Consider the following 20215-nt stretch of genomic DNA (forward strand, 5'->3'; position numbering starts at 1 on the left):
ATTCTCATTCAATGTCGTTAAGTTAAGGGAAACTTGCTCGTCATTGCGAGGTTTTTTTCAAAACCGTGGCAATCTGCCCGTGCTGTGGACTTGTCAGTTCGCCTTATCTTCCACTGCTTATATCCTCTCACACCAGAAGATTGCTTCATTCCACTGCACAGGCCCTTTTTCGATTCGCAATGACGGCCGCTCTAAAAAGCTAAATAATGACATTGGATTCTCATCTGCGTGGGAATGACGACACAGCTTAGCCTGGAAATATGGTGTCACACACCCAACTCAGCAAAATACTTGAGGGCACGTACCATAGCTCCATACCCACGAACCAAAAAAAATTAAAATAGTTCTAAACTCAAAAATTTCTTTCTTCTGATGAGGTTATTTGATGAGGTGTTTCTGTACCGCCTTTTTCCAGATCGCATAGCCCGCTGCATTCATGTGCAACATATCATCAACAAATAATTCAGGGCGCATTTTTCCATCTTTTGTGAGCATCAGACTATAAACATCTACAAATTTTGTATAAGGTTCCTTTGATAAAAACTCTTTAATGAGCGCATTAGCCGCTACACCTTTTTCCTTAAATTTTTCTCTGCTCGGACTCGGTTTTATCGAAATATAAACAATAGGCACACTGGGCAATTTCGCCCTGATGGATTGATACAAATTAATGGTTCTGTTTAAAACACTATCAGGAGTGGTTTTTTCATTCGGCAGGTCATTTTCGCCTACATAAATTACGATTTGACGTGGATCATAAGGGAATACAATATCATTTAAATAAAACGTGATGTCGTTTGTTACCGCGCCACCTATTCCCCGGTTTAGGGCGTTATATTTAGCAAATACCTGTGTTAAATCGTCCCATTTTCTAATCGATGAACTTCCTATAAACAACACCGGATGAACTGGTGGTTTATACATCTGATCATACTTTTTGATGGTTTGTACATCATTCCAAAAATTGGGTTTCGATTGACCAAAGGCGGTTATCAGTAAAAATTGAAGAAGAAATAAGGTTAAGAATAATTTTTTCATGGCTTGTAAACATATTTTGAAAGCACACAAGATAAGAATCATTACCTGAACGCTATATAAAAAGTCTGTGACTGATAGAATATGTTTTAATCCAATATGTACATGCGAAGCAGAAGACTATTTCTCTGTTAGTTTCTGCTGAATGCCTTCGGTTATTTTCTTCAACTTCACATAACCATCCAACGAGCTGTTCTTTTTGTCAAAATTAATCTCCAACCAACCTTTTTTAGCCTTTAAGTTAAATTTATCCTTGCCATTTAAATTCACAAATAAATCGATATTTTGATCAAGCGGAAGTTCATTGTTTAATGCGCTGTCTAAATATTTTTCAAGTTTGCTTATTTTATCTTCTGTAAAACTTGCCTCAAACTTAAAAGATGAATTGGTATCACTTGTTTTAAGTGATAAATGGCCCCCGCTGTTATGGCAAGCGTAGCACAATGATGCGAAGAGAATGGCAATGCCATATATTATTGTTTTCATATTTTTTGTTTAATTATTTAAACTGATTAACTGTTGGTAATTGGTTATTGCCATGCAACTTTGAATTTAAGACTCCGAACCGGCGATCATAAGGCTAACTCCCACCTCCAGCTCTGTTTTTAATATCATCTGTTGCGGTATTTCTTGATCTTGCCGATTTCACATTTTGATTTCCAAAATTGTAACTGATGTTAAAATTTGCTCTTCTGCTCGTGTAGCGATTTACCACGTTCATGTTAACGTTCTGGTAAACCAAACTTCCGGCCCAATAATTCGTCAGAAAGATATCATCCATATTTAATCTCAATTTAAGCTTTTTATTCAGCATACTTTTCTGAATTCCGGCATTTATAGCATATTGAGTAACTGTGGTTCTTTCCACACCAGAAACCCGGGGCGTATTTAACCAGAAATTAATTTCGAGGCTAAAATTTTGCGGTAGTGTGAAAGAGCTGGAACTATATAAATTCGCTGCTACTTTTCCAGCATCATATGCAGCACCTTCTAAATTTGGATCCTGAAATTTGCTATAATAAAGACTTGCATTATTTTGCAGATTCCACCATTTGGTTATTTTTATGGGAATGTAAATGCCTGCAGAAAAATTCTGGAAACGGCCTAAATTCTGACGAATCACATTAATCACTCTTGTAACATCATTTTGCTGACTGATTTGTGTAATCATATCTCTGGTATCAGAATAACCCAGTGTTAAAGACGCCTGTTTGTAACTATAGTTGATCTCAAAATTATCAGTAAACTGCGGCTTTAAATAAGGATTTCCCTGATCTACAGCTAAAGGATCCATGTAAAACACAAATGGATTTAACTGCTGATAATTCGGTCGATCAACTCTCCTGCTATAAGAATAGCGGATATTGTGGTTTTCACTAATCTTTTGATTCACGAAAGCAGTGGGAAACAGGGAAACATAATTTCGGTCAACTTCTTTATTATCAGTAACCGAATTACCATTGGAGTGCGTATGCTCGGCTCTTAATCCTAACTGAATTTGCCAGACTTTCCATTCTTTTGCAAAATTTGCGTAAGCCGCATTAATGTTTTCCTTATAAACGAAGTAATTCGATTTCCCTACATCATTTTGCCATGCGCCTGATATAAATTGTTCTGAAAGAAAATCATTATTGGTTACAACATAACTGCTTTTTAATCCCGTTTCAATTTTCATTGTTTTGGAAAGTGGTAAAGTTAAATCGGTTTTGGCAGCATAAACATTAATTTTCGCATCAGTGCTGTTTCTTAAACTGGTTTGGTTAGTAGAACTTCCACCACCATTTAAATAATCAGCCAAAAAACTTTCATCCTTTTCATTACTGAAACCCGAATAATCCATATCAAAAGTTAAACTTTTGCCATTCTTATCGAAATCATGTTTAATGTTAAAGTTAGCCGTTAAATTTCCAATGGGTGATGTGGAGTAAGCATCTTGTAAAATAGAACTGAGCGTATTTGTTCCGCTTTGAACTGCATTGATATTTGTATTACTAAAGTTAGTAAGCTTAGTTTTCACTGTATTGGCATCCAGCATTAAACCAAAAACTGTTTTTTCTGATGCATAATAATCTGTACCAAGTTTACCCTGAAAACCAACTCCTTTATTTTGTCGTTTAAAATTTTGGGTTAAAAAACTCGATAAGCCATTTGATGACGTTGTACGGTTCAGAGACAAATTATTAAAATTCGATTTCCTTGCTACTGCACCATTCCCAAAAATATTCCATTTTCCCTCCCTATGGTTTAAATTAAGATTTACGCCGGCGCGATACAAATCACTGGGAGAATCAGGCATAATTGCCTGTCCGCCATTAAAAGAAACGGTTCCATTTGTGCCGTATGCTTTGTTTCTTTTTAATTTGATGTTGATGATTCCTGCATTTCCAGCAGCATCATATTTAGATGATGGATTAGTGATTATCTCAATTGTGGAGATTTGTTCGGCACTCATATTGCTCAGCAAAGCAGTCACATCGGCGCCAGATAAAAAATTGGTTTTGCCATCAACCATGACCAGTACCCCGGATTTATTATTGAGTTTGATCTGGTCGCTTTGCCGATCGATTTGAACACCAGGTGCCTTCTCTAAAACCTCCAAAGCTGTTCCTCCTGTTGCTGTAATGCTGTTTTCAACGTTTAAAACAGTTTTATCAATCTGATGTTCGATAAATGGTTTTTTACCTGATATGCTAATTTCCTTTAGCTGTTTGGTTAAGCTTTCAATGCTAATGACTGGCATTTTTAAATCATCATTCAAAGAAAATTTTTCAGTCTTTTTACTTTTAAAACCTACCATTGAAATTGATAATATATAATTACCGTTTTTTAACTGAGTGATTTCAAATCCACCATCAGAATTTGTCGCCACACTTTTAACAACAGTTGTATCAGGGAAATTTAACACTCTTACAATCGCAAATGGCACGGCTACAGCTTTTTCATCAACAATTTTCCCTGAAATTTTATTTAATTTTTGGGCAAAGGAAACCCCACACACCATTAGGCATGCCATTAGCACCAATAACTTTCTCATGTTTTTTTCTTTTAAGTTATCTCATAAATCATCAGTTCAACCGAAGCGCAGTAAAACGGAGAGATATTCTAAATTGACTTTATTACGTCAGTTAAACCTTTGCTTTACCGCGCCTTTAGTTTTTTCCACTTCTTTCAAATGATGATTTATCTAAATTCCTATTGATTTTCTGTATTCTCCTGTGGATGATCTAAATCGTATTTGCATTTCAAACCTTCTTCGGTCATTACCCAAACACTATAGTTATTATGATCATTTTCATGATCATTACAACTCCAGGCCCAATAATTATTGATGTAACGGTAAGAATCTTCTTTCAAAATCAATTTAGTTCCAACAGGCACTTCAAGGTTTAACCAAACCTCCTGATTTCTCCAGATGGTTCCTTTTCTTAGTTGAAAGCGTGGACTAAAAACTATAGCTGAATCCTTCAATACATAATTGTAACTGATGTTTTGGGCATTTTGCAAAGCACCTGGGAATGTTTTACCCTGCGATTCATTTTTCTGCGTTAAACGTGTTGCGCCGGTTTCACTTTTATTAATGTTAATCCGAATGTTGTTTGGCGAAACAAAGGGTCCGTTTTCATAATCGTCAATCACAATTTGATTTTTCTGACTGGCATCGATATGGTATGCTATACTATCCTCTTTACTGAAATATTTACTTCTGTCAATATCAATAATATAAGTGGAGTAAGATTTTAAATCGACAGTTTGCGAAAGCTCTGCGTGTTGCTTAAACTCGGAAGATATTTTTGCTGCCTGATAACCAGTAGTGGCAACGCCTGCTAACCAGATAATTAACAAAGCGAAAGAAAGCGTTTTATTAATGGCTTGTTTATTAAAAGCAACCCTGATTGAAAATAGAACAAGAGCTAAAATAGGGATAAACAATACAATAAATGCACTGAACAAAATTACCCCTCTATTACCATCATTTATAATGGAAAATGGAAAATATTCATAGATGCTTGAATCCCAAAAGCCTTGAAAGGCAGCCGTGGTAATGATTAGCATCAACAATAAAAATGCTCCAAAAACCACTATAAAGCCAGCAATAACTTTAAAAATTATTTTCCCTGTTCCAGAGATAAATCTTCCTAACCATTCGAAAAACTCGCCTATAAATATCCCAAAACGGGCAAATAAAGGTTGGGCTTGTTTGTTCACTTCCCCTAAACGCTCTTTAACTGCTTGTAATTCTTCATCTAAATTCTTTTGGAAACCCTGTAAGTTTGCAGGCTCTCCTTTCATTTCCATTTTTTCGATGCGAGATTTTGCTTTAGGCATGATGATCCAAAGGATAGCATAAACCAGGAAGCCGGCGCCGCCCATAAATATGGTTAGTAAAGCTGCCAAACGGATCCATTTTGCTTCGGTGTTAATGTAATGTGCAATACCGGCGCAAACACCTGCAATTATACGCTCATCCATATCGCGGTACAGTTTTTTCTCTGCATGAAACGGATAGCTACCGTTTATTACAGGTTCGTCTTCGTTTTCTTCAACAGCATCAAAATCCTGAACGCGTCCCATTTGAGCAATTACTGCATTTACATCATTTGAGTCAACCACTTGTTTCTTCTGTTCCTCCAATTGCTCTGTTAACAATTCAGCAATTCGATTTTCGATATCGGTTACGATTTCCAAATCATCTGCATGGTTGGCAAAATGTTGTTTTACTTCGTTTAAATAAACCTTTAAGAGTTCGTAGGCACTTTCTTCAATGTGAATAATTGTGTTCCCTATATTTATGATGATGGTCTTTTCCATTTCCTTTTTTAATAATTATGAATTGGCTCCTTTTTGCGAAACACCTACAGCATAAGCCAGCTCCTGCCAGGTTTGATCTAATTGTGATAAAATATCTTTACCAATTTCGGTTAAGGTATAGTATTTACGGGGCGGGCCTGAGGTAGATTCTACCCAGTTATAGCTTAACAAACCATTGTTTTTAAGCCTGGTTAATAATGGATATAGTGTACCCTCAACCACCAGCAGTTTTGCCGATCTTAATTCAGCAATAATATCCGAGGCATAAATTTCACCTCGTGAGATGATTGATAAAACACAGTACTCCAGAATTCCCTTCCGCATTTGTGTTTGCGTATTTTCTGCTATCATAATACAAAGATATATGTTTTATATTGTACTATGCAATACATAGTACTAAAATAAATTAAAGTAAAGCTATAAACTGCTAATTATCAAGTATTTAATTTTTAAATAAAATTTTGAACACGCAGCAGGAAAGATGTTGAAATAAATTCAGTATGACGTGATGGTTAAATATGATGCTAATAAAACACCATACACGAACAATCGTCATTCTGAATTTTTCATTTGTTTTTAAGTTTTTATTGGTATTCAAGAGGGCTGCGCCGTTTGTTTCAGGGCCTTAATGGCGTGAACGTAGGCAGGAAAGATGCTGACCACGAAGTAGCTACAAGACCATTGAAAACACTAACTCCATTTGTAAAATAAATTCAGCATGACGAAATGGCTAGGCATTACGCTTAACACACCACACACGAACGGTCGTCATCCTGAACTTGTTTCAGTACCTTAATCGCATGAACGCATCGCAGGAAAGATGCTGAAATAAATTCAGCATGACGTGATGGTTAAATATGATGCTAATAAAACACCATACACGAACAATCGTCATCCTGAATTTATTTCAGGAACTTAATGGCATGAATACATGGCAAGAAAGATGCTGAAATAAATTCAGCATGACGAGATGGTTAAATATGATGCTAATAAAACACCATACACGAACGGTCGTCATCCTGAATTTTTCATTTGTTTTTAAGTTTTTATGGTATTCAAGAGGGCTGCGCCGTTTGTTTCAGGAACTTAATGGCATGAACGCATAACCGGAAAGATGCTGACCACGAAGTAGCTACAAGACCTTTTAAAATTAATATTTACACTTGTAAAATAAATTTACTCCGCAGTTTCCCACTTCGCTACAGGTCAGCAAGCCAAGGCGATCAGGCATTTAACAAACTTTATAAATCAATTATCTATAAACACCATAGATTTAATATATTTTAATAATTTTGCGACATCTTAATTTATTTTCGTGAAAAACCACTCTGTGTTGCAATATAAAGCAAATTGCGTAGTGTTGCTTTCGTACGGAGAAAAGAAACCATAATATCTCATGAAAAAATCTATTGCCAGCATTGTTGCTGAGGCAAACGAAAGTGGCGAAGGAACGCTCAAAAGAACCTTAGGTCCTATCAATTTAATTTTGATTGGCGTTGGCTTAACGCTCGGCGCTGGTTTATTCTCTATTACAGGTCTGGCTGCAGCAAACCATTCTGGTCCGGCGGTAACCCTATCTTTTGTAATTGCTGCTCTGGGCTGTGGTTTTGCAGCACTTTGTTATGCGGAATTTGCCTCGATGATTCCCGTAGCTGGTAGCGCATACACATACTCTTACGCCACAATGGGCGAACTTTTTGCCTGGATAATTGGCTGGGATTTGGTTTTAGAATATTCTGTGGGCTGTGCAACCGTAGCCATAAGCTGGTCGCAATATTTAACCAGGTTTTTAGCAAGCCTGGGTATCTATCTTCCCGCACAACTTACGCTCTCCCCTTTTGAAACCGCTAAGTTGGCAGATGGATCAACTGTTCATGGCATCATCAACATCCCTGCTGCATTAGTTGTTGTTTTAATGACAGCTATTTTAATCCGTGGTACAAAAGGATCAGCAATTGTAAATGCGATCATCGTTTTTCTGAAAGTTGGTGTTGTTCTGGTTTTCATTGCTTTGGGCTGGCAATATATCGATCCAACAAATTATCATCCATATATTCCGGAAAATACAGGCACTTTTGGCCAGTTTGGATGGAGTGGTATTTTACGGGGTGCAGGACTGGTTTTCTTTGTATTTATTGGCTTTGATGCAGTTGCTGCTTCAGCTCAGGAAACTAAAAATCCTGGCCGCGATTTACCAATCGGAATTATTGGTTCTTTACTGGTTTGTACCATTTTGTTTGGATTATTCGGACATGTAATGACGGGTTTGGCTAATTATAAAGAATTTGCCAATAGTGGGGCGCCGGTAGCCATTGCTATTGAAAAAACGCCATACGCCTGGTTAAGTCAGGCCATAATACTTGCCATTTTGATTGGTTACACTTCTGTGATTCTGATTGATTTGATGGCGCAATCTCGTATGTTCTATTCCATTAGTAAAGATGGGCTATTACCTAAAATGTTCTCAGAAGTACATACGAAATTTAAAACTCCATGGAAATCAAACATCATTCTTTGTGCGTTTATTGCATTGTTTGCAGCCTTTGTACCTATGAATGTTGTGGGCGAAATGACAAGTATCGGAACATTACTGGCATTTTTAATGGTATGTATTGGTATTTTAATCTTAAGAAAAACTGATCCAGATGCGAAACGGCCGTTTAAAGTTCCATTAGTTCCTCTAATTCCAATTTTGGGTATTTTAACCTGTATTGCAATGATGGTATTTTTGCCTTGGGAAACCTGGTTGCGCCTTGCAGTTTGGCTGGGAATTGGTTTAGCCATTTACTTCTGGTACGGCCGCAAAAACAGTAAACTTAATGTTGAAGAAAAAAAACTTAACGGTTAGAAGTATACCATTAAATACGCCTAATTATTGTATTGTTCATTTTTTTGTACATCGCTAACGATCAACTATATAGCAACAAGTTGTAATATAATTTCATAACATCAAATATTTAACAAAAAAATACAAGTTATCCACAATTCAACATTTTTTGCAGATTTTGGCTTAGGATTTGAAATAAGGAAATTAACCTATTAAAAACATTTCCTTATGATTATTAAATTAGACACTTCCGTTTTCAGGCTTAGCAGACAAAAAGCTGAAACTGTAAAAAAAGTTGCCGCACCAATTACCAGAGAACAATGGATTAATGCCGACAGAATTGTAATGGCGACCATGTTCATCGCTACTATAGTTGGTGCCATCTTATTTTAAGGATTGATGATTTCTCAAAAATTTTCTGAAATTATTCATTGTTACAGCTACAACTGCTCCAGTGCTTTAATTATTAATAACGACCTCCCTAAGGTTATATAATCGTTTGCTGCATAAATGCAGGCGCAACATGATCGCAATAAAAAATATTATTTTATTTCTTGTAAATTGATGCAGCTATAAAATTTTTATAGTAAAATCGCTTTTCAATGGTTTGATATTTTATCGCTTCAAAATAAGGGTGCATGTCAATGAGTTGCCGGGCCTCCACTATTCCGATCAATTTAAAAAACCAATACATCAATTTTAGCATAATGGATTTCCACCACTTTCCATGAATGTTATTCAGCGAAAAATCAACTAAAAACCAAAGTCCTTTTTCCTTTAAATAATGATTTAACTTTCTAAAAACATGCCCTGCTCTTTCCTCAGAAAAATTATCAAATAAAAAAGGAGTTAATATAATATCGAACGACTGAGTTGTTTGATAATCTTCAATGCTAAGATTTACAAATTCTACATTATTCTCCTGAAAATCTCTATTCTTCGAAAGCGCTACCATTTTTTCAGAAAGTTCTACATAAACAATATTCAATCCTGAAGAATGAACCTTCGCTATTTCCTCCAAAATCCAACCGGTACCGCCACCAACAATTAGTACAGAACTATTACTTGGAATATATTTCAATTGATTGATTTGTGCATTAACCTGTGATTTAAAAAATACCAGACGACTTAAAAAGTCGTAATGCTTTGCTATTTTATCGTAGTTGTTATCCATTGGTTAACTATTTAATTGTTGAAATTGGTTAATTGAACCTGTCACCGATTATCCAGTTCACCGATTCAAACAATTAACCCTTATCGTATAAATTGCATCCCAACTATTCCACAAATAGCTTTAAACAAAATTAATCCATCAATTACCATTAAATAATACAATATGTTTTTTCGCTGATGCATGGAATAAGCTACATAAATAGTCAGTATAAAAGGTAAAATATTGCATATAACCTGTGGTATACCAAATCCTTTATAACTGGCAAAAATTCCCAAGGAAATTAATCCGATAATTAACAAGGGAATCAAAATACTGAAAATTGTTTTTCGAAGTCCATATCTTACCACAAAAGTCCTGAGTTGTTTGTTGGAATCAGTTGGGTAATCTTTAATATCAAAAATAATGGCGTTCACTGTACAAAACATCCAGTTCTTGATGAAGAGCCAGGCCCACAAAATGGAATCATGGTAAGTAATTCCTGTTTCCACTTTAAGCATGATTAAAGGAAGAACATTTGCACAACAAGCCCATACAAAACCGATTACAAAAGCTTTTAACCAACCCGTGCTGCGGAGGTTGAATGGGAGAAAGGATTTAGGCAGTAACCCATAATACATTGTTCCGGCCATTATCATAACCATTATTGCCAACCAGTAAATTGCCGGTAAATTTAAAATATTGCTGAAATTACGATAAAGCAGGTTAACCGCCAGGAGCAGGCAAAATACAAAAAGGACAACCTGGCTACGACCGATAAATTCCTTATGCTCAAAGTACCATTGTGTTCTTGGATTTGTGACTGATGGCTGAGTGGAAACCTTATTGTAAGCATAAGTATAATAGATTGTAGGCGCTAAGAACAGCAGTACATAATAATTCAAAGAGTTGAAAGGCAAACGTAATTGAAATGTGGCCTCTAGAGTTAATGCTACGGCTAAAATCCCAACAAAGTAGTTTCCAAAGAAAACAAAACGGATGATCTTGTTCATTTATTAAAACAATTACTTTACCATTGGTTTCCAATTTCGGAATAAAATTGAATAACTGATATAAACAGAGGCATTAAAAAGCCCCTTCATTTAGAAGAGGCTCTGATATTTTAGTGATCAAATTCATTGACATTTCTTGCTGATTCTTCATCAGAAACTAATTTTCTGACTTTCTTTTTATCCAGGAACAAAACCAAAGCCGGTAATAAAGTTAAGTTGAAAATTAAGGCGACAAATAATGTGATGGAAAGCAGCAAACCTAAAATAACTGTTCCACCAAATGTAGATGCCGTAAAGATTCCGAAACCAAAAAACAAGATTAATGCAATATGTGTCATACTTACACCAGTTTCTGTTATCGTATCGGTAATTACCTTTGGAACGCTGAAATTGGTAAGGTTTAATTCTTGCTGATACCGGGTTAGGAAATATATGGTTTGATCTGATGCCAAACCAAATGCAATGGTAAAAATCAAGATTGTTGATGGCTTTAATGAAATTCCAAAATACCCCATAATTCCCGCTGTAATAATGAGCGGAACAATATTAGGCAATAAAGAAATAAACATGATTCCTAAACTTTTAAACTGTGCAAGTCTTAATAACGAAATCAATATAATGGCTAAGCCAATACTTTCAAACAAATGTTCTAGCATATAATCTGTTCCTTTTGAAAAGATTACACTTGAACCTGTTAGTTCTACATCAAATTTATCAGGTGGCAATATACTGTCAATACGGGGTTTTAATTCAGCCATAATCGCATCCAGGCGCTTTGAACCAACATCGGCCATTTGGAAACTGATTCTTGTGCTCTGATTTCCCTTGCTCACAAAATTTGTCAGCAAATTTGCGTTTCCTTTTCCACCGCTGGCAATATAGGCCAATATGAAGTTTTTCTCCATATTATCTGGCAAACGAAAGAATGTGGAATCGTTATTGTAAAATGCTTGTGTGGCATATTTCAAACCCATATTAACCGAAATGGAACGGGAAAATTCAGGATAAGCGGAGATCATATTCTCCATTTTTTCCATTCGTTTCAGATTGGTCAGATTAAAAACACCATTCTTTTTCCTGGTATCAACACTCACTTCCAAAGGCAAAATACCTTCAAAATTTTTCTCAAAGAACTTTAAGTCGGTTAAAATCTCAGAGTTTTTAGGTAAATCATCAACCACATAGCCGTTAACATTAATCTTCATTACTCCTATAAAAGCAACAATTGAAATCACAATTGTACCAATATAGATCAAACTGCTTTTTTGCTGAACAAGATGATCAGTTTTAACCAGTAATTTATGCAAAAACCCTTCTTCTACATGAGTTTGTGCTTTTAATTTTGGCGTTGGCAAATAGCTGAAAATAATCGGGATTAAACATAAGCACATCAACCAGGTTACCATTACATTTATTGAAGCCACACTACCAAATTGCATCAATAATTCACTTCCTGTGAAGTACAAAACGCCAAAACCAATGGCTGCAGTAATGTTTGCAATTAACGTGGTAACAGCAATCCGCTCTATGGTTACACTTAATGCCTGCGCTTTGGTATTTCCTTTTCTTAATTCATTTTGATATTTATTTAACAACAAAATACTGTTGGGTATGCCAATAATTACAATAAGCGGCGGAATTAAGCCCGTTAAAATAGTCAGTTCAAATCCAAATAAAACTAAAGTTCCTATGCTCCAGATTACACCCATCACCACAACAAGAATAGGAAAGAAAACGGCATAAAATCTTCTGAAGAAAATGAGCAAAATGATGGCCGAAACGAGAATGGATAAACCTAAAAATAATACAAACTCATTGCTAACCAATTTACTAACCGCTGTACGGATATAAGGCAAACCCGAAATATGAACCTGTATTTTGGTTGCTGCCTGAAAAGCTTTTGCTTTTTCTTCAATCTGCCTCAAAATCGGATTACGTTCTGCTGTATTTAAGATTTTAGTATCAAAAGTAATCGCCATTAATGTTGCATTCTGCCTGTTGTAAACCAGGCCCTCAAAAAATGGCGTATTGTATAATGTATTCTTAATCGAATCCATTTCCGCATCTGTTTTTACGGGTCCTCCCGGAATTGCTTTTAGTGTGAATTTTTGCTCAACGGTATCCTTTTCCAATTGAAAAATCCTGCCTGAAGATAATACCTGTTTAATACCCTTCAGCTTTTGAATGTCATTAGAAAGTTGCACCCATTGATTATAGGTCTCTTTCTTAAAAATATCCGGCGATTGAATACCAACAACCATCACACTTCCATCCTCACCAAAGGTTTTTTTGAAATTATTATACTTTACAAAAGCACTGTCAGTAACAGGCAAAATTTTACTTCCGGTATAAGAAAGCTTAACATTTTTGGCTTGATAAGCCATAAAAACAGTGCCCAGTAAGAAAAAAACGATGATTGCGATACGGTTCTGAAGAATAAATCTCGATAGCTTAACCCACATTTGTAGCTTTGTTTAATGATGTATTTAAGGGCAAAACTAATCTTATTTATAAATTGAGATGATTTTTTGCGCAATTAAATTTGCACAAATAACATACTTTTGAAAAAATTGTTTTAACTGGCATGTTGCACAAAGTAAGAGGCATTGTTTTAAAAACCACTAATTACAGCGAAAGCAGCGTAATTGCCCAGGTATTAACCGATAAATTCGGAATGCAATCGTACCTGATCAATGGAGTTAGAAAACCCAAAGCAAAGATTAAAATGAACATGTTGCAATCACTACATCTGTTGGATATGGTGGTTTATCATAAAGTGAACACCAATATTCAACGGGTATCAGAAATCAGGCAAACACCTGTCTTTAAAACCATTCCTTACGATATGGTTAAAACGAGTATTGTCATTTTTTTGAATGAGGTGTTATATAAAAGTATCCGGCAGCAATCTGCTGATGAGAGCATATTTGATTACATCTTTAATTCAATTGCGTGGTTCGATGAGAGTGAGCAAATCAATCCAAATTTCCACTTGTCGTTTCTCTTAAAACTCACTCGTTTTTTAGGGTTTTCGCCGAATGAAAAAAGAAGAACAGACCAAATTTATTTCGATTTACAGGAAGGTGAATTTGTTTCCAGAATCCCTGTTCATGCGCATTATCTTCAGCTGGAAGATGCAATTGGCTTTATTTCTTTATTTAACACCCCTTTAGAAAAAATTTCTGAAATAAAAATGAGCAATACGCAAAGGAGGTTTCTTTTAGATAAAATACTGGTTTTCTATACCTTACACACAGCCTCATTTGGCGAAGTGCAATCGCATAAAATTCTGGAAACTTTGCTTAGTTGAAAAAAAATAAAAAAGATTTGCAAAGCAAGATTATAGCACTATATTTGCATTCCCAAAAGGAAAGGGAAATTAGCTCAGCTGGTTCAGAGCACCTCGTTTACACCGAGGGGGTCGGGGGTTCGAACCCCTCATTTCCCACCAAAGCCTTTTAGTCAAACTAAGAGGCTTTTTTACAAACATAATCCTTAAAAAAAGGGAAATTAGCTCAGCTGGTTCAGAGCACCTCGTTTACACCGAGGGGGTCGGGGGTTCGAACCCCTCATTTCCCACCAAAGCCTTTCAGGAAACTGAGAGGCTTTTTTTTATAGGTTCGATTTCCATATCAGCCACCAAAAATTTAATGGATTTTTAAAAAGTTGTGTTTTCTGCGAATGCTCATTATTCCGTACCAGCGTTTTTTTCTTCCTCATCAACAGGAACTTTAACAGTTGGGTCAGTAATGATCTCTGCTTTCCCCTCTCCGTCGCTTTTAGAAAATAAAATCGGATATAATAGCCATAGCGCACCAATCATTACAAGTACACCCGCCAACATTTGAAAATAGATACTGCCTTTTACATCGTAAGCATCCAAAATTTTATATGCGATGAACGAAAGCAGACCAGCAATGAGTACGAAAACCGCCTTTTGTAATTTTAAGAGCTTGATCATGGGTTCTTTCTTTTAAGTGTTATAATATGAACTAAAACAAAGATGAGTCCAATTAGTTCGAGCAAGCCGCAGAAATAAAATGCATAAAGCACAAAATCGCGGTTAGCGGGATTAATAACAGCAATGATCGGCAGTGCAACCACAGCTACAATCATTAGCGTAAGCCCGATATTAAATAATTTCACATTAAAAGTATTTACATCAAAACTACCAAATTTGAACGAAAAACTTTAACTTTGCAACCTTAATTTTTTGAGGTACTTAATTGATGTATAGCGAATTTAAACAATTGGAGCTTGCCAAAATAGGGCAGGAAATACTGGATTTTTGGAAAAAGGAGAACATCTTTGAAAAGAGCATTTCTTCCCGCCCAAAATCTAATCCGTTTACTTTTTACGAGGGTCCGCCATCGGCTAACGGTATGCCAGGGATTCACCACGTAATGGCTCGTGCAATTAAGGACATTTTTTGTCGTTACAAAACTTTAAAAGGTTATCAGGTTAAACGTAAAGGCGGTTGGGACACTCACGGTTTACCCATCGAACTAGCAGTTGAGAAAAAATTAGGCATTACCAAAGAAGATATCGGCAAAAAAATCAGCGTTGATGAATACAATGAGGCCTGCCGTACCGAAGTAATGCGTTATACTGATGTTTGGAACGACCTGACCGAGAAAATGGGTTATTGGGTTGATCTAGAAAATCCATACATTACCTATGAAAATGAATATATTGAAACCCTTTGGTGGATTTTAAAACAACTTTACAATAAAGGATTTTTGTATAAAGGTTATACGGTTCAACCGTATTCACCTGCTGCTGGTACTGGCTTAAGCTCGCACGAGCTGAATCAACCAGGCACATATAAAATGCTTAAAGATACTTCAATCACGGCGCAGTTCAGATTGAAAAAAGACCAGAATCATCCTTTAATTGCTCAGCTATTTGAGGAAGATGGAGAAGATACGGTTATAATCGCCTGGACCACCACCCCATGGACTTTACCAAGCAACGGTGCTTTAGCCGTTGGCGAGAAAATCTCTTATGTTAAGGTAAAAACTTTTAATCAATACACCTTCGAACCCGTTAGCGTGGTTTTAGCGAAAGATCTGGTTGCTAAACACTTTAAAAAGGATGCCGAAAATTTATCATTTACCGATTATAAAGGTGGTAATAAATTAATCCCATGGAGAATCGTTACTGAATTTACAGGTAAAGATTTAGTCGGATTAAAATACCACCAGTTGTTGCCATATGTAACAAGCACTGATTTAGAAGAAAACGCTTTCCGTGTGATTCCTGCAGATTATGTTACCACCGAAGATGGTACAGGTATTGTTCACATTGCATCGGTTTTTGGTGGAGACGACTTTCGTGTAGCCAAAGAAAATGGTGTTCCTGCAGTTATGGTTTGGGATGAAAAAGGAAACGAATTGCCATTGGTTGATAAGCAAGGAAAGTTTGTTACTGAGGTTACCGATTTCGCGGGCCGTTATGTAAAAGAAGAATATTATAGTGATGAGGAACGTTCATCAGCAGATTTTAAACCTACGGATGTACTGATCGCCATTAAATTAAAAGAAGACAATAAGGCGTTCGATGTTAAAAAATACGAGCACAGTTACCCGCACTGCTGGCGAACTGATAAACCAATTTTATATTATCCTTTAGATAGCTGGTTCATCAAAACCACTGCTGTTAAAGATAAAATGGTAGAGTTGAATAAAACCATCAACTGGAAACCGGAATCTACCGGAACCGGCCGTTTCGGCAACTGGTTAGAAAATCTGGTTGACTGGAATTTATCCCGTTCACGCTATTGGGGAACGCCATTGCCAATCTGGCGTACCGCCGATGGTTTGGAAGAAAAATGTATTGGTTCTATCGAAGAACTGAATGCAGAAATCGCAAAATCTATCGAAGCTGGTTTTATGCCTGCTGGTTTCGAGCTGAAAGATATGCACCGCCCTTATGTTGATGATGTGATTTTAACTTCATCTAAAGGCGAAAAAATGATCCGTGAAACCGACCTGATTGATGTTTGGTTTGATAGCGGCGCCATGCCGTATGCACAATGGCACTTCCCTTTTGAAAATAAAGATTCTTTTGAAAACGCCTACCCTGCCGATTTTATTGCAGAAGGTGTTGATCAAACCCGCGGCTGGTTCTTTACTTTGCACGCCATAGCAGTAATGCTGAGTGAGGCAAGTGATGAAATTAAAGCGGTAAATGAGAAAGTTGGAAATCCTGGTGTGGCATTTAAAAATGTGGTTTCGAATGGATTGGTACTGGATAAAAACGGCAACAAAATGTCTAAACGTTTAGGCAATGCGGTTGATCCTTTCAGCACCATCGAAACGTACAGTGCCGATGCTACGCGCTGGTACATGATTAGCAATGCATCACCCTGGGATAACCTTAAGTTTAGCTTGGAAGGCCTGGATGAAGTGCGGCGTAAATTCTTCGGAACACTTTACAATACTTATGCATTCTTTGCTTTATATGCCAATATCGATAAATTCGAAATCGACAAAAATAATTTAAGCAAGGTTGAAGATAGGACAGAATTAGACCGTTGGATTTTATCGTTATTGCAAAACTTAATCAATGAAGTTGATGAAAGCTACAACACTTATGAACCAACAAAAGCTACGCGTGCCATCCAGATTTTTGTTGATGAGCATTTAAGTAACTGGTACATCAGGTTAAGCCGCCGCCGTTTCTGGAAAGGCGAAATGACTGAAGATAAACGTGCGGCTTATGAAACACTTTATACTTGCCTGGAAACTTTAGCACAGTTGATGAGCCCTGTAGCGCCTTTCTTTGCTGATTGGTTGTACAAAAACTTAACGGTTACAGATAAAACTGCTGCACAATCCGTTCATTTAACGTTATGGAATGAAGCCAACGAAAGCTTAATTGATTATGCCTTGAACGAAAGAATGCTTTACGCTCAGGATATTTCATCAATGGTTTTATCTTTGCGTAAAAAATCGGGCATTAATGTACGCCAGCCTTTGGAGAAAATCTTAATTCCATCTTTAAATGGCGATTTTGAACAAAAAATTTCTAAAGTTGCCGATTATATTCTTTCTGAAACGAATGTTAAGCATATTGAGTTTATTACCGATACGCATGGCATTGTAAAGAAAAAACTGAAACCGAACTTTAAATCTTTAGGGAAAAAAGTGGGTAAGGACATGAGCATTGTGAAAGAGGCTTTGGAGAATATGAACCAGGATGATATCCAGCGTTTAGAAATAGATGGTTATATCAACGTCTTCGGCAGCAACAACGTGCAGCACGCCATTGATTTAAATGATGATGTAGAAGTTTTTGCTGAGGATATTCCCGGATGGCAGGTTACCAATCTGGGCAGTTTAACTGTTGCTTTGGATGTAACAATCTCTGAAGAATTGAAACAAGAAGGAATTTCACGTGAACTGGTTAACCGTATTCAAAATTTACGTAAAGAATTAAACTTTGAAGTAACCGATAGGATTAAAGTTTCATTACAAAATGATAACTTGGTGGCAAATGCAGTTGCCAGAAACAAGACTTACATTTGTGACGAAATCTTAGCCGATGAATTAGAATTAACAGATACTGTAAATAGTGCAAACAAAATCATCATTGATGATGTTCAGTTAAGCATTTCAGTAACTAAAATATAAATCCATATATTAGAAAACTAAATTAAAAACATGGAAAACAGCAATAAAACACGCTACTCAGACAGTGAACTTCAGGAATTTAAAGAATTAATTCAAGATAAATTACGCGTGGCGAAAGAAGAACTTAATGCGCTTACAGCATCATTAAGTAATCCAAACGCTAACGGTACAGAAGATACTTCAGGTGCTTACAAAACATTAGAAGATGGTTCTGCAACCATGGAAAAAGAGCAAATCAATCAATTGGCTGCGCGTCAGAAAAAATTTATCGATAACCTGGAAAATGCTTTGGTTCGCATTGAAAACAAAACTTACGGCATTTGCCGCGAAACTGGCAAATTAATCCAAAAAGAACGTTTACGTGCTGTTCCTCATGCTACATTAAGCATGGAAGCTAAATTAAAGCAAGGTTAATGAAAGGCTATACAAAACCTTTAATTGTTATCTTTTTGGTTTTACTGGCCGATCAGCTGATTAAAACCTGGGTTAAAACTCATATGTACCTTGGCCAGGAGTTTAACATTATTGGCAAATGGTTCATTATCCATTTCACGGAAAATAATGGAATGGCCTTTGGAATGGAATTTGGCGGTGAATTTGGGAAATTAGCGCTATCACTTTTCCGCATTGTGGCAGTGGCTGGAATTGGTTATGGCTTACATTATCTGATCAGGCATAAATACCATCGTGGATTAACCCTAAATGTAGCCTTAATTTTTGCTGGCGCATTAGGAAACATTATCGATTCTGTATTTTATGGGAAAATTTATGGCTACGAAAGCTGGTTTCACGGTCGTGTGGTAGATATGTTTTATTTCCCGATTGCAGAAGGCCGCTTTCCGGGCTGGATACCCATTTGGGGTGGCGACGAGTTTGTATTCTTCAGACCCGTTTTCAACCTTGCTGATGCAGCAATTTCAGTTGGTGTGATCCTTATCCTGATCTTTCAGAAAAACTATTTTAAAGAAGATGTAAAGGATGATGTAAGTATTAATAGTGAGATTGTAGAAGATTAAATAGGTAATTACTCGTTATGCTGAACTTGATTCAGTATCTCTTTTAAATGTTCGGGACGCTAAAATAAAGTTTGGGTAACGACAATTAATATAGCCCATTTCTTAACTGAAATGGGCTTTTTTGATAGACCCCAAAGTTGTCAACTTTTATAGCGTTGTAATTAGAAAGTTGACAACTTTAATCATGCCCTTTCTTAATTGAATGATTTTTTTCGATCAATCCCAAAGTTGTCAACTTTTATAGCGCTGCAGTTAGAAAGTTGACAACTTTAATCATGTACTTTCTTAATTGAATGATTTTTTCGATCAATCCCAAAGTTGTCAACTTTTATAGCACTGTCCTTAGAAAGTTGACAACTTTAATCATGCCCTTTCTTAATTGAATGATTTTTTTCGATCAATCCCAAAGTTGTCAACTTTTATAGCGTTGTAGTTAGAAAGTTGACAACTTTAATCATGCCCTTTCTTAATTGAATGATTTTTTCGATCAACCAAAGTTGTCAACTTTTATAGCGCTGTAATTAGAAAGTTGACAAATTAATCAATAACCTTTTTTAATTGAATGATTTTTTCGATCAACCAAAGTTGTCAACTTTTATAGCACTGTCCTTAGAAAGTTGACAACTTTAATCATGCCCTCTCTTATTTGAATGATTTTTTTTCGATCAACCCAAAAGTTGTCAACTTTTATAGCGCTGTAATTAGAAAGTTGACAAATTAATCAATAACCT

General features: G+C 36.2%; 15 protein-coding genes and 2 tRNA genes. 8 read left to right on the forward strand and 9 right to left on the reverse strand.

The window, feature by feature from the left end; translation table 11 throughout:
• Window positions 1–378: 378 nt before the first annotated feature.
• From DU508_RS19050 to DU508_RS19070, 5 genes are all read right to left on the reverse strand, one after another.
• Window positions 379–1038, reverse strand: a complete 660-nt coding sequence (locus DU508_RS19050) for a GDSL-type esterase/lipase family protein (RefSeq protein WP_115404361.1) — start codon at window positions 1036–1038, stop codon at window positions 379–381.
• Window positions 1039–1155: 117 nt separating this feature from the next.
• Window positions 1156–1521 carry a hypothetical protein gene (locus DU508_RS19055; RefSeq protein ID WP_115404362.1) on the reverse strand — a complete coding sequence of 122 codons (366 nt, stop codon included), beginning with the start codon at window positions 1519–1521 and terminating at the stop codon, window positions 1156–1158.
• A 94-nt stretch (window positions 1522–1615) separates the two neighbouring features.
• On the reverse strand, window positions 1616–4069 hold the full coding sequence (locus DU508_RS19060) for an outer membrane beta-barrel family protein (protein ID WP_115404363.1): 2454 nt from the start codon (window positions 4067–4069) through the stop codon (window positions 1616–1618).
• Window positions 4070–4227: 158 nt separating this feature from the next.
• Window positions 4228–5844 (reverse strand): PspC domain-containing protein, encoded by a 1617-nt coding sequence (locus tag DU508_RS19065; protein ID WP_115404364.1) that lies wholly within the window; start codon window positions 5842–5844, stop codon window positions 4228–4230.
• 15 nt (window positions 5845–5859) lie between these two features.
• Complete coding sequence (locus DU508_RS19070) at window positions 5860–6195, reverse strand: PadR family transcriptional regulator (RefSeq protein WP_115404365.1); 336 nt, start codon at window positions 6193–6195, stop codon at window positions 5860–5862.
• Window positions 6196–7240: 1045 nt separating this feature from the next.
• On the opposite strand from DU508_RS19070, the gene DU508_RS19075 reads away from it, so the two are divergent.
• On the forward strand, window positions 7241–8692 hold the full coding sequence (locus DU508_RS19075) for an amino acid permease (RefSeq protein WP_115404366.1): 1452 nt from the start codon (window positions 7241–7243) through the stop codon (window positions 8690–8692).
• 207 nt (window positions 8693–8899) lie between these two features.
• A complete protein-coding gene (locus tag DU508_RS23995; protein WP_199562747.1) occupies window positions 8900–9064 on the forward strand; it encodes a hypothetical protein in 165 nt (54 codons plus the stop codon).
• A gap of 154 nt (window positions 9065–9218) precedes the next feature.
• Here DU508_RS23995 and DU508_RS19080 read toward each other — a convergent pair whose 3' ends face one another.
• From DU508_RS19080 to DU508_RS19090, 3 genes are all read right to left on the reverse strand, one after another.
• On the reverse strand, window positions 9219–9845 hold the full coding sequence (locus tag DU508_RS19080; protein ID WP_115404367.1) for a class I SAM-dependent methyltransferase: 627 nt from the start codon (window positions 9843–9845) through the stop codon (window positions 9219–9221).
• A gap of 80 nt (window positions 9846–9925) precedes the next feature.
• Window positions 9926–10834, reverse strand: coding sequence for a UbiA prenyltransferase family protein (locus tag DU508_RS19085; RefSeq protein WP_115404368.1), 909 nt, complete (start codon window positions 10832–10834; stop codon window positions 9926–9928).
• A 110-nt stretch (window positions 10835–10944) separates the two neighbouring features.
• Window positions 10945–13296, reverse strand: a complete 2352-nt coding sequence (locus tag DU508_RS19090) for an efflux RND transporter permease subunit (protein ID WP_233509676.1) — start codon at window positions 13294–13296, stop codon at window positions 10945–10947.
• Window positions 13297–13418: 122 nt separating this feature from the next.
• On the opposite strand from DU508_RS19090, the gene recO reads away from it, so the two are divergent.
• The 3 genes from recO (at window position 13419) to DU508_RS19105 (ending at window position 14416) form a co-directional block, all read left to right on the forward strand.
• Window positions 13419–14144 (forward strand): DNA repair protein RecO, encoded by a 726-nt coding sequence (recO, locus tag DU508_RS19095; RefSeq protein WP_115404369.1) that lies wholly within the window; start codon window positions 13419–13421, stop codon window positions 14142–14144.
• Between the two features lie 63 nt (window positions 14145–14207).
• Window positions 14208–14285, forward strand: a tRNA-Val gene (locus DU508_RS19100).
• Between the two features lie 53 nt (window positions 14286–14338).
• Window positions 14339–14416 (forward strand) — tRNA-Val (locus DU508_RS19105).
• A gap of 106 nt (window positions 14417–14522) precedes the next feature.
• Here DU508_RS19105 and DU508_RS19110 read toward each other — a convergent pair.
• Window positions 14523–14795 carry an isoleucyl-tRNA synthetase gene (locus DU508_RS19110; RefSeq protein ID WP_115404370.1) on the reverse strand — a complete coding sequence of 91 codons (273 nt, stop codon included), beginning with the start codon at window positions 14793–14795 and terminating at the stop codon, window positions 14523–14525.
• 268 nt (window positions 14796–15063) lie between these two features.
• On the opposite strand from DU508_RS19110, the gene ileS reads away from it, so the two are divergent.
• Genes ileS through DU508_RS19125 form a run of 3 tightly spaced genes read left to right on the forward strand, consistent with a single transcriptional unit; the run spans window position 15064 to window position 19484 of the window.
• A complete protein-coding gene (gene ileS, locus DU508_RS19115; protein ID WP_115404371.1) occupies window positions 15064–18468 on the forward strand; it encodes an isoleucine--tRNA ligase in 3405 nt (1134 codons plus the stop codon).
• A 30-nt stretch (window positions 18469–18498) separates the two neighbouring features.
• Window positions 18499–18882: a TraR/DksA family transcriptional regulator gene (locus DU508_RS19120; protein ID WP_115404372.1), complete on the forward strand. Its 384-nt coding sequence runs from the start codon at window positions 18499–18501 to the stop codon at window positions 18880–18882.
• Complete coding sequence (locus DU508_RS19125) at window positions 18882–19484, forward strand: lipoprotein signal peptidase (RefSeq protein WP_115404373.1); 603 nt, start codon at window positions 18882–18884, stop codon at window positions 19482–19484. The genes DU508_RS19120 and DU508_RS19125 overlap by 1 nt, the downstream gene beginning before the upstream one ends.
• Window positions 19485–20215 lie beyond the last annotated feature (731 nt).

Source organism: Pedobacter chinensis (assembly GCF_003339865.1).
Taxonomy (GTDB): Bacteria; Bacteroidota; Bacteroidia; order Sphingobacteriales; family Sphingobacteriaceae; genus Pedobacter; species Pedobacter chinensis.

Bases quoted from the DNA above. Each gene is read 5' to 3' on its own strand.
- recO (WP_115404369.1), top strand. From the start codon at position 13,419: ATGTTGCACAAAGTAAGAGGCATTGTTTTAAAAACCACTAATTACAGC.
- ileS (WP_115404371.1), top strand. From the start codon at position 15,064: ATGTATAGCGAATTTAAACAATTGGAGCTTGCCAAAATAGGGCAGGAA.
- DU508_RS19070 (WP_115404365.1), bottom strand. From the start codon at position 6,195: ATGATAGCAGAAAATACGCAAACACAAATGCGGAAGGGAATTCTGGAG.
- DU508_RS19055 (WP_115404362.1), bottom strand. From the start codon at position 1,521: ATGAAAACAATAATATATGGCATTGCCATTCTCTTCGCATCATTGTGC.
- DU508_RS19085 (WP_115404368.1), bottom strand. From the start codon at position 10,834: ATGAACAAGATCATCCGTTTTGTTTTCTTTGGAAACTACTTTGTTGGG.
- DU508_RS19050 (WP_115404361.1), bottom strand. From the start codon at position 1,038: ATGAAAAAATTATTCTTAACCTTATTTCTTCTTCAATTTTTACTGATA.
- DU508_RS23995 (WP_199562747.1), top strand. From the start codon at position 8,900: ATGATTATTAAATTAGACACTTCCGTTTTCAGGCTTAGCAGACAAAAA.
- DU508_RS19065 (WP_115404364.1), bottom strand. From the start codon at position 5,844: ATGGAAAAGACCATCATCATAAATATAGGGAACACAATTATTCACATT.
- DU508_RS19075 (WP_115404366.1), top strand. From the start codon at position 7,241: ATGAAAAAATCTATTGCCAGCATTGTTGCTGAGGCAAACGAAAGTGGC.
- DU508_RS19110 (WP_115404370.1), bottom strand. From the start codon at position 14,795: ATGATCAAGCTCTTAAAATTACAAAAGGCGGTTTTCGTACTCATTGCT.
- DU508_RS19120 (WP_115404372.1), top strand. From the start codon at position 18,499: ATGGAAAACAGCAATAAAACACGCTACTCAGACAGTGAACTTCAGGAA.
- DU508_RS19080 (WP_115404367.1), bottom strand. From the start codon at position 9,845: ATGGATAACAACTACGATAAAATAGCAAAGCATTACGACTTTTTAAGT.
- DU508_RS19090 (WP_233509676.1), bottom strand. From the start codon at position 13,296: ATGTGGGTTAAGCTATCGAGATTTATTCTTCAGAACCGTATCGCAATC.
- DU508_RS19060 (WP_115404363.1), bottom strand. From the start codon at position 4,069: ATGAGAAAGTTATTGGTGCTAATGGCATGCCTAATGGTGTGTGGGGTT.
- DU508_RS19125 (WP_115404373.1), top strand. From the start codon at position 18,882: ATGAAAGGCTATACAAAACCTTTAATTGTTATCTTTTTGGTTTTACTG.